Annotated in this window: 14 protein-coding genes; 9 read left to right on the top strand and 5 right to left on the bottom strand. The window is 43.9% G+C overall.

Annotation, left to right across the window (positions count from 1 at the left end; all coding sequences use genetic code 11):
* Positions 1 to 16 precede the first annotated feature (16 nt).
* A complete protein-coding gene (gene glgA, locus H6F77_RS17660; RefSeq protein ID WP_190489851.1) occupies positions 17 to 1,438 on the bottom strand; it encodes a glycogen synthase GlgA in 1,422 nt (473 codons plus the stop codon).
* A gap of 448 nt (positions 1,439 to 1,886) precedes the next feature.
* Positions 1,887 to 2,858, bottom strand: a complete 972-nt coding sequence (gene hemC / locus H6F77_RS17655; protein WP_190489850.1) for a hydroxymethylbilane synthase — start codon at positions 2,856 to 2,858, stop codon at positions 1,887 to 1,889.
* Between the two features lie 286 nt (positions 2,859 to 3,144).
* Between hemC and H6F77_RS17650 the strand changes: the two genes are divergently transcribed.
* The 3 genes from H6F77_RS17650 to H6F77_RS17640 all read left to right on the top strand — a co-directional run bounded on the left by H6F77_RS17650 (position 3,145) and on the right by H6F77_RS17640 (position 6,668).
* The gene (locus H6F77_RS17650) at positions 3,145 to 3,966 is read left to right on the top strand and encodes a hypothetical protein (protein WP_190489849.1); all 822 of its coding nucleotides are present in this window, start codon (positions 3,145 to 3,147) and stop codon (positions 3,964 to 3,966) included.
* A 259-nt stretch (positions 3,967 to 4,225) separates the two neighbouring features.
* Positions 4,226 to 5,167, top strand: coding sequence for a DUF1350 family protein (locus tag H6F77_RS17645; protein ID WP_190489848.1), 942 nt, complete (start codon positions 4,226 to 4,228; stop codon positions 5,165 to 5,167).
* Between the two features lie 187 nt (positions 5,168 to 5,354).
* The gene (locus tag H6F77_RS17640; protein WP_190489847.1) at positions 5,355 to 6,668 is read left to right on the top strand and encodes a YopA family protein; all 1,314 of its coding nucleotides are present in this window, start codon (positions 5,355 to 5,357) and stop codon (positions 6,666 to 6,668) included.
* A gap of 73 nt (positions 6,669 to 6,741) precedes the next feature.
* Here H6F77_RS17640 and H6F77_RS17635 read toward each other — a convergent pair whose 3' ends face one another.
* Positions 6,742 to 7,164 carry a lysozyme inhibitor LprI family protein gene (locus H6F77_RS17635; RefSeq protein ID WP_190489846.1) on the bottom strand — a complete coding sequence of 141 codons (423 nt, stop codon included), beginning with the start codon at positions 7,162 to 7,164 and terminating at the stop codon, positions 6,742 to 6,744.
* Between the two features lie 169 nt (positions 7,165 to 7,333).
* Between H6F77_RS17635 and H6F77_RS17630 the strand changes: the two genes are divergently transcribed.
* Positions 7,334 to 8,446 carry a Vgb family protein gene (locus tag H6F77_RS17630; RefSeq protein ID WP_190489845.1) on the top strand — a complete coding sequence of 371 codons (1,113 nt, stop codon included), beginning with the start codon at positions 7,334 to 7,336 and terminating at the stop codon, positions 8,444 to 8,446.
* A 132-nt stretch (positions 8,447 to 8,578) separates the two neighbouring features.
* Here the strand turns inward: H6F77_RS17630 and H6F77_RS17625 are convergent, their stop codons facing one another.
* Positions 8,579 to 9,082, bottom strand: coding sequence for a DUF3598 family protein (locus tag H6F77_RS17625; protein ID WP_242022257.1), 504 nt, complete (start codon positions 9,080 to 9,082; stop codon positions 8,579 to 8,581).
* A 206-nt stretch (positions 9,083 to 9,288) separates the two neighbouring features.
* The gene (locus tag H6F77_RS17620; RefSeq protein ID WP_190489844.1) at positions 9,289 to 9,492 is read right to left on the bottom strand and encodes a hypothetical protein; all 204 of its coding nucleotides are present in this window, start codon (positions 9,490 to 9,492) and stop codon (positions 9,289 to 9,291) included.
* A 303-nt stretch (positions 9,493 to 9,795) separates the two neighbouring features.
* Between H6F77_RS17620 and H6F77_RS17615 the strand changes: the two genes are divergently transcribed.
* From H6F77_RS17615 to H6F77_RS17595, 5 genes are all read left to right on the top strand, one after another.
* Positions 9,796 to 10,920, top strand: coding sequence for an alpha-hydroxy acid oxidase (locus H6F77_RS17615; RefSeq protein WP_190489843.1), 1,125 nt, complete (start codon positions 9,796 to 9,798; stop codon positions 10,918 to 10,920).
* A 118-nt stretch (positions 10,921 to 11,038) separates the two neighbouring features.
* The gene (locus H6F77_RS17610) at positions 11,039 to 11,833 is read left to right on the top strand and encodes a cobyrinic acid a,c-diamide synthase (RefSeq protein WP_190489842.1); all 795 of its coding nucleotides are present in this window, start codon (positions 11,039 to 11,041) and stop codon (positions 11,831 to 11,833) included.
* Positions 11,834 to 11,941: 108 nt separating this feature from the next.
* A complete protein-coding gene (locus H6F77_RS17605; RefSeq protein WP_242022255.1) occupies positions 11,942 to 12,784 on the top strand; it encodes a pentapeptide repeat-containing protein in 843 nt (280 codons plus the stop codon).
* 214 nt (positions 12,785 to 12,998) lie between these two features.
* Positions 12,999 to 13,145, top strand: a complete 147-nt coding sequence (locus H6F77_RS17600; RefSeq protein WP_190489841.1) for a QAALIT motif small membrane protein — start codon at positions 12,999 to 13,001, stop codon at positions 13,143 to 13,145.
* 9 nt (positions 13,146 to 13,154) lie between these two features.
* Positions 13,155 to 13,784, top strand: coding sequence for a TenA family protein (locus tag H6F77_RS17595; protein WP_190489840.1), 630 nt, complete (start codon positions 13,155 to 13,157; stop codon positions 13,782 to 13,784).
* Positions 13,785 to 13,885 lie beyond the last annotated feature (101 nt).

Genomic DNA, 13,885 nt, shown 5'->3' with positions numbered 1-13,885 from the left:
AGTGTTTTTTTCTTATTTAAATGTTGGCTAATTGTGGTTTATTTTGCACTGGGTTTGGTTCTTCAGTAATCCCATACATCGAGTTGTACAATTTGACATACTCCTTGGCCGATGTATCCCAACTGAAGTCCATTTTCATTCCCCGCTGTTGCAGTTCTTTCCATTGCGGTTTGAAGCGGAAACCTTCCCAAGCGCGAACCATGCAGGTGAACAAATCTAGCGGTTCGTAGCGGTCGAAGCAATACCCAGTACCAGCTTGGTTTACGGGATCGTTGAAAGAAACCGTATCGACCAACCCACCCGTGCGGCGCACTATCGGCACGCATCCATAGCGCATAGCCAGCATTTGGCTAATTCCGCAAGGCTCAAAACGGCTTGGCATTAAGAAAGCATCGCTACCAGCGTAGATGCGGCGAGACAGGGCATCGTTATAGAGTAAGTAAGTTGCCATGCGACCGGGATAGCGGGTTGCCATCTGCCACATTTGCGTTTCGTAGTAGCGATCGCCCGTCCCCAGTAAAATAAATTGAGCATCGGTATAAGCCATATAGCGGTCGAGCATCTGAATCACCAGATCTATCCCCTTCTGCTCTACCAACCGCGTTACCATGCCAATCAAAAATGCACCTTTATTTACTTCTAAACCCACTTCTTCTTGCAGCGCAATTTTGTTAGCTGCACGTTTTTCAAGGGTATCAGGTGTGAAAGTCTGGGCAATGTATTTATCATTGGCTGGGTTATAAACCTCAGTATCGATGCCGTTGACAATACCTGATAATTTCCCACTAATAAAAGACAGCAAACCTTCTAGGGTTTCACCGTAAGCGGTAGTCTGAATCTGTTGAGCATAAGTAGGAGAAACCGTGTTCACTCGATTTGCAAACTGCACGGCTGCTGCCATTGTATTGTGACCTTGCATATACCAAGGACACCAAGTAATCTTCTCCAAATACCAGCGCCAAGGGCCTTGATAAGCTAAGTTATGAATCGTGAAAACAGTAGTGATATCGGGGTCTTGGTTCATCCAGACAGGGATCATACCCGTGTGCCAATCGTGGCAGTGGATTATTTGCGGCTTCCAGTAATTCCAGCAAAACTCAGCCGCACCGTTGGCAAACAAGGTGAACCGCCATTCTTCATCGTCCCCAGAGTAAATGCGGCGCGGGGTGAAGGAGGGATGTCCAAACAAGTACAATGGGACATCCGTTCCAGGCAGGACGGTTTCATAGACGGCAAAGTTCTGGAACATGGCAGAACCGTTCCAGATGGGATCTTTGGGAATCTCCATTTTGTCGGGCAGCATGCCGTAGTAAGGCATAAAGATTCGCACATCATGCCCCATTTGCCTTAAAACTTTGGGTAGGGCACCGACCACATCTCCCATACCTCCAACTTTAGCGACGGGAGCAGCTTCTGCGGCGACGAAAAGAATTCGCATTTTGGGTTTTGTCTCCCCTGAGATGGTTGGTTAGTTATATTGAGTCCAGATAATAATAGCCGTCAAGCGGGATCGTTAAACAGCGATCGCTCTTGTGGGTTCTATGAAACTCAACTATAAGGTGCTTAATAAGGATGCCTGGTGAGTCAACTTCAAGGACGAAACCAACGGCAAGCATAACCAGGCTGAGTTGTTTGTAAATATCCTTACTAGCAAATTAATCGAGTAAGTCTACTTGATTACTGGAAGCATCATAATGAATGCTTTTGTGGCAGAGTTAGCCACTTAATAGCTGAAGTGGGGGAACGGGCAGGATTTCGCGCCAAGATGCCAAATCCCTGAGTCTAACTAGCTCCCATGGGATATCGTTCCCCATCATCAGCTTTGTTGCAGTCAATTTTGGATTATTTATTTTAGGGTTGATACATTCAACCTCTCAAATCCAAAATTAATGCTCGCGCCCGACTTCGGTGAAAATCTCCTCTAGAATCGCAGTAGCTCCCTGTTCCCGCAAGCGGTGTGCTAGTTGGATGCCCAGTTGTTCTGCCTCTGCGGCTTTACCAGCAATACTATCTTTGATAACCCGCTGACCATCCAGGCTTGCAACCAAACCAGTTAAGGTGAGCGTATCGCCATCAATCTTTGTATTAACACCAATTGGCACTTGGCAACCGCCCTCTAGCGTGCGAAGAAAGGCTCTTTCGGCGTAGCAGCGTTGAGCTGTTGGGGTATGTTCTAGTGCTTTTAGCAACTCCAGTATTTCGGTGTCACCATCGCGACATTCGATGCCCAAAGCGCCTTGTCCGACAGCGTGGAGGGAGACTTCAGGGGGGATGACTTGATGGATGCGATCGCTCATTCCCAGGCGATGCAAGCCAGCGACAGCTAAGATAATCGCGTCGTAATCGCCAGTATCGAGTTTAGCCAGTCGCGTGTTTAAGTTACCCCTAATATCCTTAAAAGTCAGGTGGGGGAAGTGGTGGCGAAGTTGTGCCAGTCGCCGCAGGGAAGACGTACCCACGATCGCACCTTCTGGCAAGGTGTCAAGTTGCTTATCTTTATGCTTTTCATGCACAACGAGAGCGTCAGCAGGGTTTTCCCGTTCGGTAACGCACCCTAAGATTAAGCCTTCTGGCAAGTTTGTAGGCAAGTCTTTGAGGGAATGCACGGCAAAGTCTGTCTCGTTGTTGAGCATTCCCAATTCGAGTTCTTTGGTGAACAGCCCCTTATCGCCAATCTTAGCTAAGGCAACATCGAGGATGTTGTCGCCTTGGGTACTCATCGTGTGGACTTCAAAGGTGTATTCGGGGAAGTGCTTCTGGAGTTCTTCCTGCACCCAATAGGTTTGGACGAGTGCGAGTTGGCTTTTGCGGGAAGCTATGCGAATAGTGCGAGGTTGAGCGGAAACAGTAGGGGACATAGAGCGATCGCGCGAACAAAGCGGATAGAGTCACTCGATCTAGGCTACCCCCAAGTGCCCTAGTGAATCAAGCAAATTTTAATACAACGTTTACATTAGGTTGACTCGCTTTAGCACCAAACTCAGAAGTCATCCAGTCACTCGAACGAGTGACATCCAACTAAGCTACCCAAAAAAAGCGACTGTTAACAGCATTTTCCTAACAGTTATAGTCGAAGACATCTAACCCAGTCTTTGATTATATACAACTCAATACATCAAAGACTTAAATTACCAAAACATAAACATGGAAATTTCCACATTTGAACTGCTTGTCAAGCCAATTGCACCTCCTCCAGCTAGTGCAGACGTTGCTCGCAGAGTTGTTCAAGGTTACTTTCTAACTGTCTCTAACCTAGAGGAAAGGAACTTTAGATTTAGGATTGATTTCTTTATTAGCTTGCCCAATCCTGGATTTGGAGATCCGAATTCTAGAATTCCAGATGGCAAAGTTAGCTTATTGTACGACGTTGCAGGACAAAATACTGAATTAACTCTCTCACGAGATGGCTTAACTAATAGATATTTCGCCTTCTTCGATCTGCCTGCTGGTAAAACAGCATCTGTGCAGTTATTACCTAAACTCACACCAGAAATTCTGGCAAACCCAAACCCCCAACTAGAAATTCGCGGCTATGCCTCAATATCTTTACCGCCTATATTTAGAAGGTTTACTGGGCCACTAGATTTAGATAATGGGACAGATGCGATCGCAGATACTAACGGTTCAATTGCTACCGATGTTTCTATTCGCCCTATTCCAGTTCCTCAGTTTATAGCGCAGAGCAAAGTTCCTGTATCAGTTTTGTTGACTCCCGAAGTTCGGGGAACTTTTCTACCTAGAGATTTGAATGCTGGCAATCTTGATGTCGATCAAATTAGCTATTCGCTACCCCTTGCTAGTGGAAAAGCACTAAACCTGATTTCTCCTGAACCAGGTTGGAGAAATTTTATAGGCCAAAACCTTGATGACATCCAAGCGGTACTTAAAAGTAGCGCCAGCGATTTAGAAAACTCTAAAACGCTTGTTGAAGCTCTTGCCAAACTTGAAACCAACGGGGTAGCGTAATTGTGTCAATGGCTGGCTAGCCCAATTAGGTATTCTCTAAAGTGCGTTATTTCTAAATAATGCATCCTGAGTTTTGCTAGTACAGCCATTAATAAGGCGCAAAGATAAAATAGGCGATCGCTTTTACTTCCTACCAGAAGTTGAGGTGAATCGCCTAAATCTATGCGCCTAAAATAAATTCGCAAAATTTAGGCAACCCGCTCATATTAATTCACAATTAACTTAATCAACCCATTTGTATTTAAACAGCAATGTCCCTATGAAACCCCAATTTAGATTTCAGCCGCTTTCTTTCAGTTGGGTAGCTCTTCATCCCAATCCTAAAGGTGTAGTCCAGTTTATAGGCGGAGCTTTCTTTGGTAGTTTCCCAACATTGTTTTATAGATATTTTTTAAGAAACCTGTTTGAGGAAGGATACACCATAGTTGCTCTACCTTTCAGGTTTAGTTTTCGCCATTGGCCGATCGCTATTAGTTTATTGAGGGAGCAGACTGTACTAAGACGAGAAATTGCAGCGATCGCGCAAAATTTAGGCTATCAACACGAAATCTATCAAGATAAAACAAATTATTTCTGGGTGGGTCACAGTCTGGGATGCAAATATCTGGCTCTGTTAGAAGTTTTAGACGATTTAAAAGTTGTAGAAGAATGCGTCGCCGACAGCCGATCTCAATATCAACGTATAGCAGATAGTATCCAGGATATCCCTCTCGACGAACGCTCTATCAAAGGTCAACCCTCTTTACTAATTGCTCCTGATATTAGCGATACAGAAAGCGCTATTCCTCAACCTCTCGCTTTTTTAGCGCATTTTCTCGACAAAGTGGGGTTGGGCGTACTCCCGACAAGAAAACAAACGCAGTGCTTTGTTGAACGGAGTAGGCTATTTAATTTAACAGCACTGATTTCTTTTGATAAGGATACAATCGCCGGAAGCGAAGACGATATTAAGAAAAGTCCGAAGGAAAGAGAAAAAAGTGATGTCGTTTGGGCGATCGCGCAGTTAAAGGCTAGAAAATTTCCTATTTTGCAAGAGGAGTTACCAGGTAAACATTTAGAACCTGTTGGTATCCAGATAGGTGATTATGTAGTGGATTTAAATCCATTGGATAAGTTTATTGAACCTATCAAATATAGATTTTTAGAAACTGTCGCCATCCAGTTTCTAGAGGAAGTTAAGCGCCGGGAAAAAGTTTTGTAGATACCTTTTACTGGTAAATTTATTGTTGGGAACCGCTATTAAATAGGGGCACTGGAGGGTAGCGTCGCGAATGAATTGAAAACCTGAAAATCGCCAAATCTAAGCAAAATTTGCTAGCTTGGGAATAGCTACCTGAAAAATTAACAGTATGTTCAACTGCCCGCCCAGACTAAATCCTGTATACTCAATGCCATTGCCTAATGCTTCGATATCTCTCTATAAGGGGCGCATGGAGTTTAGGAAAGAAGAAATAATATTACAAGGAGACGGTAGGCTAGACTTTGAATGGCTACCCTCACCCAAAATCAGATTCAACATAGATAATGCAAGCCTATTCAATACAAAAAAAAGTTTTAAGAAACTTCTTGGTAAGGGAGTTCTCAGCTTGTTGGATGCTGATACAAAGATATACACAGATGCTTATGCTTCAAGATTGCTCCTATTAGGAGATTCCGTGGTAGGTTACGCAGAAAAAGCCATTTCCCTGGGTTCAGGTCAAAGTTTAAGTTACGTGCTGTGTCATTTAGTTAACTTCCCCAAGTTTTTAGGAGGGTCTGTCTCGTCCAGTTCAGGTAACGCCAGTAGTTCAAGCCGGATTGTCTTTGAGGCGGAGGATTGGCGAATCACTATCGATGCTGTGGAGGAGATTTCAAACCTTATTGGAGCTTTGGAAGCTTTGGGCGGCTATGCCATAACCCATGTAGCTAAATTAGAGCGCTCTAATGGGGAAAGTTTCTCCTCAGACGAGGTAAAAAATTGGCTAGACGCTCTTTCCTTCTTCCTTTCTTTTGCACGGGGATTTCATAGTCCCCTGGTTCTTTCGGTCGGCTTTGATGAAAACGGCAAAAAAGTTTGGGAAGAGTGGGATTCACAACGTAGAAGCACCCCCTGGAAAGGCGTGATTTCTTGGTTTCCAGAAACTCATCCTAGTGGCTTAGTGGGGATATTCCCAAATTTTATGAAATACTGGAATAACCAAATTTGGAATGAAGATATACGCCAAGTACTTACCTGGTACATTGACAGCAACAGTGCTAGCAGTAATATAGAGGGACTAATTATATGGATTCACTCAGCCCTTGAGCTTCTTTTCTGGGTTTACTTCATAAAAGAAAAAGGCGAGAGTAAGAAAAAGTTCACCAACGAGAAATTGAATAAACTAATCAGCAGGCTTATCGAGGAATTCAGCATTTCCAAGACTCTGCCACAAAGCTTGACGAAACTTGCACAGGTAGCCCAGAAGATGCCTGATAAGTGTATAGATGGCCCTTATACATTTGTGGAGGTGCGAAACAGTATAATCCATGGCAATTGGCGGGAGAGGTTTTTTAATTCCAATCAACAAGAACTTTATAGAGAAGCGAGATCTCAGGCTTATACTTTAGGCTTGTGGTATTTGGAAATGGTGTTACTTAAGTTACTTGACTATCAAGGGCATTATTTCAATCGCCTTCGCCTATGGGCAGAGGAGATATATAGTGATTGTGAGCCTTTTACTTGAGCGCTGACGACAAGTGATCGTACCCCTCTATTCCACCTCCAACTGATTTTTGGCGATCGCGCTCCCGCTTAATCTACTTTATATCCCTGATATATGCTTCTAACTGTTCTGTCCGCTGTTTGGTCATCTCTGCAAGGCAACTACCGTAAATCAGGGGAGCCATACTTCCTCCCTCAACTTCACTTCGCTGAAAGGCACAATTGCTATCTCTAAATTTAATCCATGCTTGTTGTGCTGAAGTCAATTTCTGGCGTCGCGCAGAGGGCAATTTTGGTACTAGCTGTTGGTAAACTTGGTTCAGCCTTTTATCAGCCTGCTGATACGACAAACCAGCACAAGCGTTCATTTCTCCTTGAGTCTGAGGATTGTTGCAATTAGGCTTTTGAGCTATTAACACGCCTGCTAGATCGGGGGTTGCGATCGCTACTTTAGCGGCAATAGTACCCAAACCGATGATTGCTGTAACACTTACTATCGAAGCTAACAACTGACGCATAACTAAACCTGTAATTTACTTTAGCTATAACATAACAAAAATGCGATCGCATTCCATAAAAGTGGCTTTAATCAGCCGTAAATCTTATTGTTATTGTAAAGCATCTTAAATTATAAAAAAAATTATGGTAAATTAAGCCAAATCTTTCTGTCCCAAAGGTAAAACCTCTATGCGTAAAAAACTTGCTGCACTTAAGGTTTCGCTCTTTCTTGGTACTCTCGGCATCGTTTGTATGAGTGTTTCCTCTGCCCGTGCAGCCCTCTTGGTCGGCAATACTCAAGGTAACAATGTGGTACTATTTGACGAACAGAATGGGCAATTTCTAGGAGACTTTATTACTCCTGCCACAGGTGGGTTAATGGCTCCAGATGACCTCAACTTTGGCCCCGATGGTAACTTGTATGTCTCTAGCGGCAATACCCCTGAAAATTCTGCCATCCTGCGCTATGACGGCAAGACAGGAAAATTTATTGATGTTTTCGCCTCTGGTAGCGGCTTAGTTCGTCCCTATGGGACTGCCTTCGGCCCAGATGGTTATTTATATGTCAGCAGTTTTCTCACTGACCAAATTCTGCGCTACGACGCAGCGACAGGTAAATTTATTGATGTATTTGCCTCTGGTAATGGCCAACCAGGAGGATTAAACGGGCCAAATGATTTACTTTTCGGTGCTGATGGCAGCCTTTATGTGACAACTCAGGGCAGTATTGCTGTTAACGGTCAAGCGACTTTTCCAGGTCTTCCCAGCCAGGTGCTGCGTTTCGATTTGGCAACTAAAACTTCTACAGTATTTATCGACCAGCCAACACCATCACCCGACAGTTTTGGTTTTGTTAGTTTCCTGGGGTTAGCATTTGGCTCGAATAACGACTTGTTTGTTAGTGACTTTGCTAACGATATCAGACGTTACGATTTACAAACAGGAACGCAGATTGGGGTTTTATCCACTAATTACACGGGAACAGTTCCAAGCAGCAATTTCCTTGGTAATTTGGCATTTGGATCTGACGATACTCTCTACACTGTAGGCTTTGATATAAATACTAACTTAGGGGCAATCCTCCGTTATAACGGAGTTACAGGGCAACCCTCACCCTCTGCGGGTAATAATGGCTCAATTTTTGTACCTACTAGCAATAAATTATTGCGTCCTATCGGTATAACGTATACTCCAGAAAAGTTAACTCCAGTACCAGAACCTACGACAACGACTGGGTTGCTAACGATAGGCGCTTTATCTTTATTTTCCCTGCGACAACGCAAACGCCAAACAGTTAATTAATAACAATTCACTTGTTTATCGAACAAAATAACTCTCCCCCACTCTCTCAATTCCTGGGAGGAAGGGAGAGCTTTTGCGCGATCGCACTCGTCTCTTTTCCCTACGGCAACTCATTAGCGATCGCCGAATTTTTCAGTCTTCAATTTTTCGTTCGACAATCATCATTCCACCCCTGAATTTACCCTCAGCGGTATATCCTTGGCTTGTACGAATACAACAAGTATTGTTTTCGCTCAAATTAATTGTTTCAATACCAAGCAGTACGCCAGTTGCTTTGTCCCAAATCCGGAAAATAACTAGATCATCCCCATATTCCTCTGCGATCGCCGTGTAATTGGAAAAGGGAGGCTCGTTGCTTTCGATTTTTATAGAACCCTTACCTGCTAATATTCCCACGAAGTTTTGGGTGACACTCCTACCATCAGCAAATTGATAAGTGTTAGTTTGAATCCATTGATTATCAACTATCTTTTTACTGACAACGCCTGTGAAACGCTCAATTTCTTTACCATCAGCGTCCAGCCGTATCCAGGTGCCCTGCCAAACCCCAATATGTTTGGGAAATACCTTAAAATTATCCATTGTTGGCTGAGTTTCTGTATCGGGAATAGCCATATTAGTCTTTGCTACATTCATAAACTTAGTAGAAATATTATAAACGGTTGGCAGCGCGTGACTATCGCACCCTTTCCTTAATTTGGCTTAGTAGCAGCAATTAACTAATTAAAACTTACTGTCCCGTTTCACCCACTCAGGTGATGCGATCGCGCTTTTTCGCAACTTATCATATCTACATATGCAACCTAAAAAGTGCTAGTGCAACATTATTTCGCTGACTAGACTCAATCGCCAATCCATAGCAATCCCTTATCCAAACGCTCGAACACTCGGTTTAGCAGCGTCTGCTCTTGTTCGTTGAGTTTATCCTTGCTTAACACTGCGGACACTAGCAAACGTTGATCGACAGTAGTAATTTGCCGAAGGGTAAAAATTCGCTCAAATATTTTCTCTATAGGCACTTGCTCTAAATGGGCTTGAGCTTGCACAATCCTTAGCTCCTTAAGTATTTTTACTAAAGTTTACATATTTTTCTTCAATTCCACATATTCACAATGAGTGATTTCCCGCTTATCCCTGCTTTTTAAACAGGATAAATTAAGGTAGCAGTCTTAATCAGCTCCCCAAAGCAAAATAAGCTACACGCCGTAACCGTGATATCACCGCTGAACTAGAGTTGCGATCGCCCCCGTCAATCGGCTTAATCGTCTAGAGCAACGACGCTAACCCTACGGGAAACTGCTTCCCATCTATGCTTACCTCACCTTGACATCCTTGAGTAGGTTTGGCACATGACTGCTCCTGATAGACCAATTAATCTTTTTGAGTATGAAACCCTAGCCACGCAGCATTTATCACCAATGGCGCGGGACTACTACGCCAGCGGTGCTTGGGACGAAATCACGCTGCGCGACAACCGTGCAGCTTTTGAGCGGTATAAACTGCGACCCCGGATGCTGGTAAATGTGAGCCAGCGAGACTTAAGTACCACTATTCTGGGCAATCGGATCGAGATGCCAATTCTCATCGCGCCGATGGCTTTCCAATGTCTGGCTCATCCAGAAGGAGAACTTGCTACTGCCAGAATTGCTGCGAAGTTGAAAACGGTGATGGTACTTAGTACCTTAGCGACTAAAAGTTTAGAAGAAGTTAGTTCTGTAAGGGAACAAGGGAACAATAATATTAGCCCCCAGTGGTTTCAGCTTTATGTTCATAAAGATCGCGGACTAACTAAGGCACTTGTACAACGCGCTTACACCGCAGGCTACCAAGCGATTTGTTTAACAGTCGATGCTCCCATTTTGGGACAGCGCGAGAAAGATAAACGCAATCAGTTTGTTCTACCACCAGGAATGGAACTGGCTAATTTAGCTATGCTCAAAGACCTTGAAATTCCCTACAAATCTGGTGAATCTGGTTTATTTAGTTATTTCTTAGAACAGATTAACCCAGCAACTACTTGGCAGGATTTGGAATGGTTGCAATCTTTATCTCCCCTGCCATTGGTGGTTAAAGGTATATTGCGGGGAGATGATGCAAGAAAGGCGGTGGAATGTGGAGCAAAAGCCGTAATTGTTTCTAATCACGGCGGGAGGCAATTGGATGGAGCGATCGCATCCATTGATGCCCTAAGTGAAGTCGTTGCTGAAGTAGGAATCGAAATAGAAGTGCTGATGGATGGCGGCATTCGTAGGGGTACAGACATCCTCAAAGCACTAGCATTGGGCGCAAAAGCTGTGTTGTTGGGGCGTCCTATTTTGTGGGGATTAGCGTTGGGAGGAGAGGCAGGAATTCAGCACGTACTCGAATTATTACGAGATGAGTTAGACAGCGCGATCGCCTTGAGTGGCTGTGCTAAGTTACAGGATATTGACCCTAGTTTGGTGGTGCGGCTATCCACCTTATTTTCGCCTTAACTACTAAGCCTAAAAATGAATGTTATAGGCTTATCAACTATCCAGGATTTAAAGCGAAATTGAAGCTTAAATTCTAAAGTTTTATTTTGGTTTACCTACTTATAACTCTGTTTAGGTTATGACTGAACAAAGATTTAGACTCCCCGTGCCTTCTGCACTCAGAACAGTAGACAGTATGCTTGAAAAACTCCCTCCAGAAGCAAAGAAATGGGTAGAAAGCTTGCCCTGGAGCCAACGGAGCTATGTACTGTCGTTGTGCCATCTTATGTGTGCATCTACGCCAGAGATGCAAGCTGAGTTTTTAGATAATTATACGGCTGACGGCTTAGTTTCAAGAACGCTGGAAGACAGAGATACTCAACAACGAGTAAATCAATATCTAAAACAATTTCAGATTAAAACAGAGTTAAGTGAATCTGTCTTTAGAACTTATATTAGACAATTCTATATACATTCTTCTCAAGATGTACGCAGACAGCCTGACCTTTATTTAGAATCAGCCCTGCGATTAGTTGTGAGTACGGAAGAACGAAATAACGTATTTAACTATATTTTGGGTTTTGAACTAATCAAAATGATGTTTAAAATGAGTTGGTTGCAGCACGAAAAATTATACCAACTACAAATAAATCAAGAGGATTTTTATCATAAATATATAAAGCCTATTCAATATGCTCATAAAGTAAATGGAATAGTTACTCCCAAGCAAAAAGCAACTTTTTTTGATAAACGCGATTATTTTGTTCAAGAACCTGAGATCAAAGACAAGAAGCTAATAGAGTTAGAAATTGCAACTTTTACTACCCATACAGTCATGGATTTGGGTTTTTCCGTAATTCGGAATATAAATTCCTTGGTTTTTGACTATGAATATATTTTTAAGTCAGAGCAAGAGAGCGTATTCTCTCAGTAAAGTAAAATTCTCTGCATGACAGCTGAGTATCCCCGCCCCGTGCGCCCCGCAAGGGGGCTGAAGAAAGTCTTTACTAATAAAGCGCCCTGATTAGGCAAAATGAGAGTTATGCCTAACGAAACAGACGCGACAATAGTTCGTAGCAACACGCACTCTTGTCGCACGCTTGTAGAGGTAAAGAAAATGAAACTCAAAATATTAGCTACTGTTGCTGTCCTGAGCGCCACGAGCCTGCCTGTTCCTGCCAAAGCTGAAAACCTGCAACACGTTAAACAGGCAATATCCACAAGACAATGCCAGCAATGCGACCTAAGCGGTGCTGGATTGGTGATGGCTAACCTGCCGGGTGCCCGATTCGCTGGTACTAACTTCGCTGGTGCCAATCTTAGTCGGGCAAACTTAAGTGGCGCTGACCTTCGGGGTGCCAACTTCAGCGGTGCTAGTCTGCATGGAGCTAATCTCGCAGGTGCTAACCTTACGGGTGCTACCATCGATGGCGCCGATCTAAGAGATGCCTTTTTGGGGAATGCAAATTTTGTCGGTGTCAACCTGAATGCTGCTTACATTCAAGGGGCAACGGGACTTCCCCAAACCGCTGGGACGCCTGAAGATTTCTACAAATGGGCAGTGGTAGAAGCGGCTGACGGCAACGAAAGGGGAGCAATCGACCATTACAATTTGGCACTGAGTTTGAAACCAGACTTTGCCGCTGCTTACCTGGGGCGTGGAGTAGCGCGGTATCGGCTAGGAGATGAAGCTGGCGCGAATATAGATGCTAAGAAATCGTCAGAACTCTTTTTAGCCCAAGGAAGTCCCCAAGGCGTACAAATATCGCAGTCATTTATTAAGGCAATGGAAGAGGTCCGGAAACCAAGGAAAAAAGGTGGTAGCTCAAATTTTCTAGACTTCTTGGGAGGTATAGCATCGCTGCTAGTGAATGTTATGTTTTGAGTTAGCTTTTTTGCTTCTTTGAGCAGTGCGTAGCAAGGCTACGCACTGATAATACATATTGCAGCATTCTGTGATTTAAATCACAAAAAATACAAGCGTTTATCACATTTTTTTCCTGCTGCGATCGCACAGCCTTTCAGGGAATCAAAGCCATATTAGTGAAGAATACATATAGTTATGCGCTAGTCGTCTGTTGGTGGGGGGAGAATTTGAGATGTTAGAAAAATTACTACTTGCGGCTACTCTTACATTCTCGCTCAACCTATTTCTGGGGCTGGGCAGACCAACTGACGCCCCTACAAATGTAGGATCAGAGTTACAAGAAATTCCAACACAAACTGTTAGTCAGTTGCCTAAGTAAAAGGTAGTTATGAGCTTATCGCAAGACTTGTGGGAAGCAAATAAAGACCTAGCGCAAGCCTGCCTTAAACATCCGTTTGTACAAGGCATTGCTAACGGCAAGCTACCTACTGTGCGTTTTGCCTATTACGTTGGGCAAGACGCCTTTTTTTTAGAAGCCTTTGGTCGTGCCTACAGTTTAGCCGCTGTTAAAGCTCCTGATTGGGAGGGATTTGGTGCTTTCCATACGCTGGCAGGTGGTGTTTTGGAGGAACTGCGTCTGCATGAAAAATATGCCGCAGCATGGGGAGTAGATTTGCGAGCTGTCCAACCAGCACCAGCTACCCGCCGCTATACTGATTTTCTGATGGCTACAGCCTGGGGTTCTTATGCAGAAATTACCGCCGCGATGACTCCGTGCATGCGTCTGTATGCTTTCTTAGGTCAGCAGCTTGCTCAGAAGGGATTTCCAGACCACCAATACTCGGACTGGATTCGCACTTATAGCAGTGAAGAGTTTGAACACTTGGCGCGATCGCTGGAAAGTTTAACCGACCGCTATGCTATTGCTTCGCCCTCTGTGGAATCAACCTATCGTTATGCTATGTTGTGCGAACGAGACTTTTTTGAAGCGGCGTGGTCGGCTGAAAATATTGGTTAAATTTGGTAATAGCGGGGTGCGATCGCTCAACATTTCACTTAAGCACAGCGAGCTTAGTAAGGGTTGCAATCTGCTATTTGTTCCGGACGCGATCGCTCTAA

Origin of the sequence: Microcoleus sp. FACHB-831, assembly GCF_014695585.1 — a bacterium.
GTDB lineage: Bacteria > Cyanobacteriota > Cyanobacteriia > Cyanobacteriales > FACHB-T130 > FACHB-831.
This window is presented reverse-complemented; position numbering and strand designations above follow the sequence as displayed.

Excerpts from the sequence above, each read along its gene's own strand:
- glgA (WP_190489851.1), bottom strand. The coding sequence starts at position 1,438 with ATGCGAATTCTTTTCGTCGCCGCAGAAGCTGCTCCCGTCGCTAAAGTT.
- hemC (WP_190489850.1), bottom strand. The coding sequence starts at position 2,858 with ATGTCCCCTACTGTTTCCGCTCAACCTCGCACTATTCGCATAGCTTCC.
- H6F77_RS17650 (WP_190489849.1), top strand. The coding sequence starts at position 3,145 with ATGGAAATTTCCACATTTGAACTGCTTGTCAAGCCAATTGCACCTCCT.
- H6F77_RS17645 (WP_190489848.1), top strand. The coding sequence starts at position 4,226 with ATGAAACCCCAATTTAGATTTCAGCCGCTTTCTTTCAGTTGGGTAGCT.
- H6F77_RS17640 (WP_190489847.1), top strand. The coding sequence starts at position 5,355 with ATGCCATTGCCTAATGCTTCGATATCTCTCTATAAGGGGCGCATGGAG.
- H6F77_RS17635 (WP_190489846.1), bottom strand. The coding sequence starts at position 7,164 with ATGCGTCAGTTGTTAGCTTCGATAGTAAGTGTTACAGCAATCATCGGT.
- H6F77_RS17630 (WP_190489845.1), top strand. The coding sequence starts at position 7,334 with ATGCGTAAAAAACTTGCTGCACTTAAGGTTTCGCTCTTTCTTGGTACT.
- H6F77_RS17625 (WP_242022257.1), bottom strand. The coding sequence starts at position 9,082 with ATGAATGTAGCAAAGACTAATATGGCTATTCCCGATACAGAAACTCAG.
- H6F77_RS17615 (WP_190489843.1), top strand. The coding sequence starts at position 9,796 with ATGACTGCTCCTGATAGACCAATTAATCTTTTTGAGTATGAAACCCTA.
- H6F77_RS17610 (WP_190489842.1), top strand. The coding sequence starts at position 11,039 with ATGACTGAACAAAGATTTAGACTCCCCGTGCCTTCTGCACTCAGAACA.
- H6F77_RS17605 (WP_242022255.1), top strand. The coding sequence starts at position 11,942 with ATGCCTAACGAAACAGACGCGACAATAGTTCGTAGCAACACGCACTCT.
- H6F77_RS17600 (WP_190489841.1), top strand. The coding sequence starts at position 12,999 with ATGTTAGAAAAATTACTACTTGCGGCTACTCTTACATTCTCGCTCAAC.
- H6F77_RS17595 (WP_190489840.1), top strand. The coding sequence starts at position 13,155 with ATGAGCTTATCGCAAGACTTGTGGGAAGCAAATAAAGACCTAGCGCAA.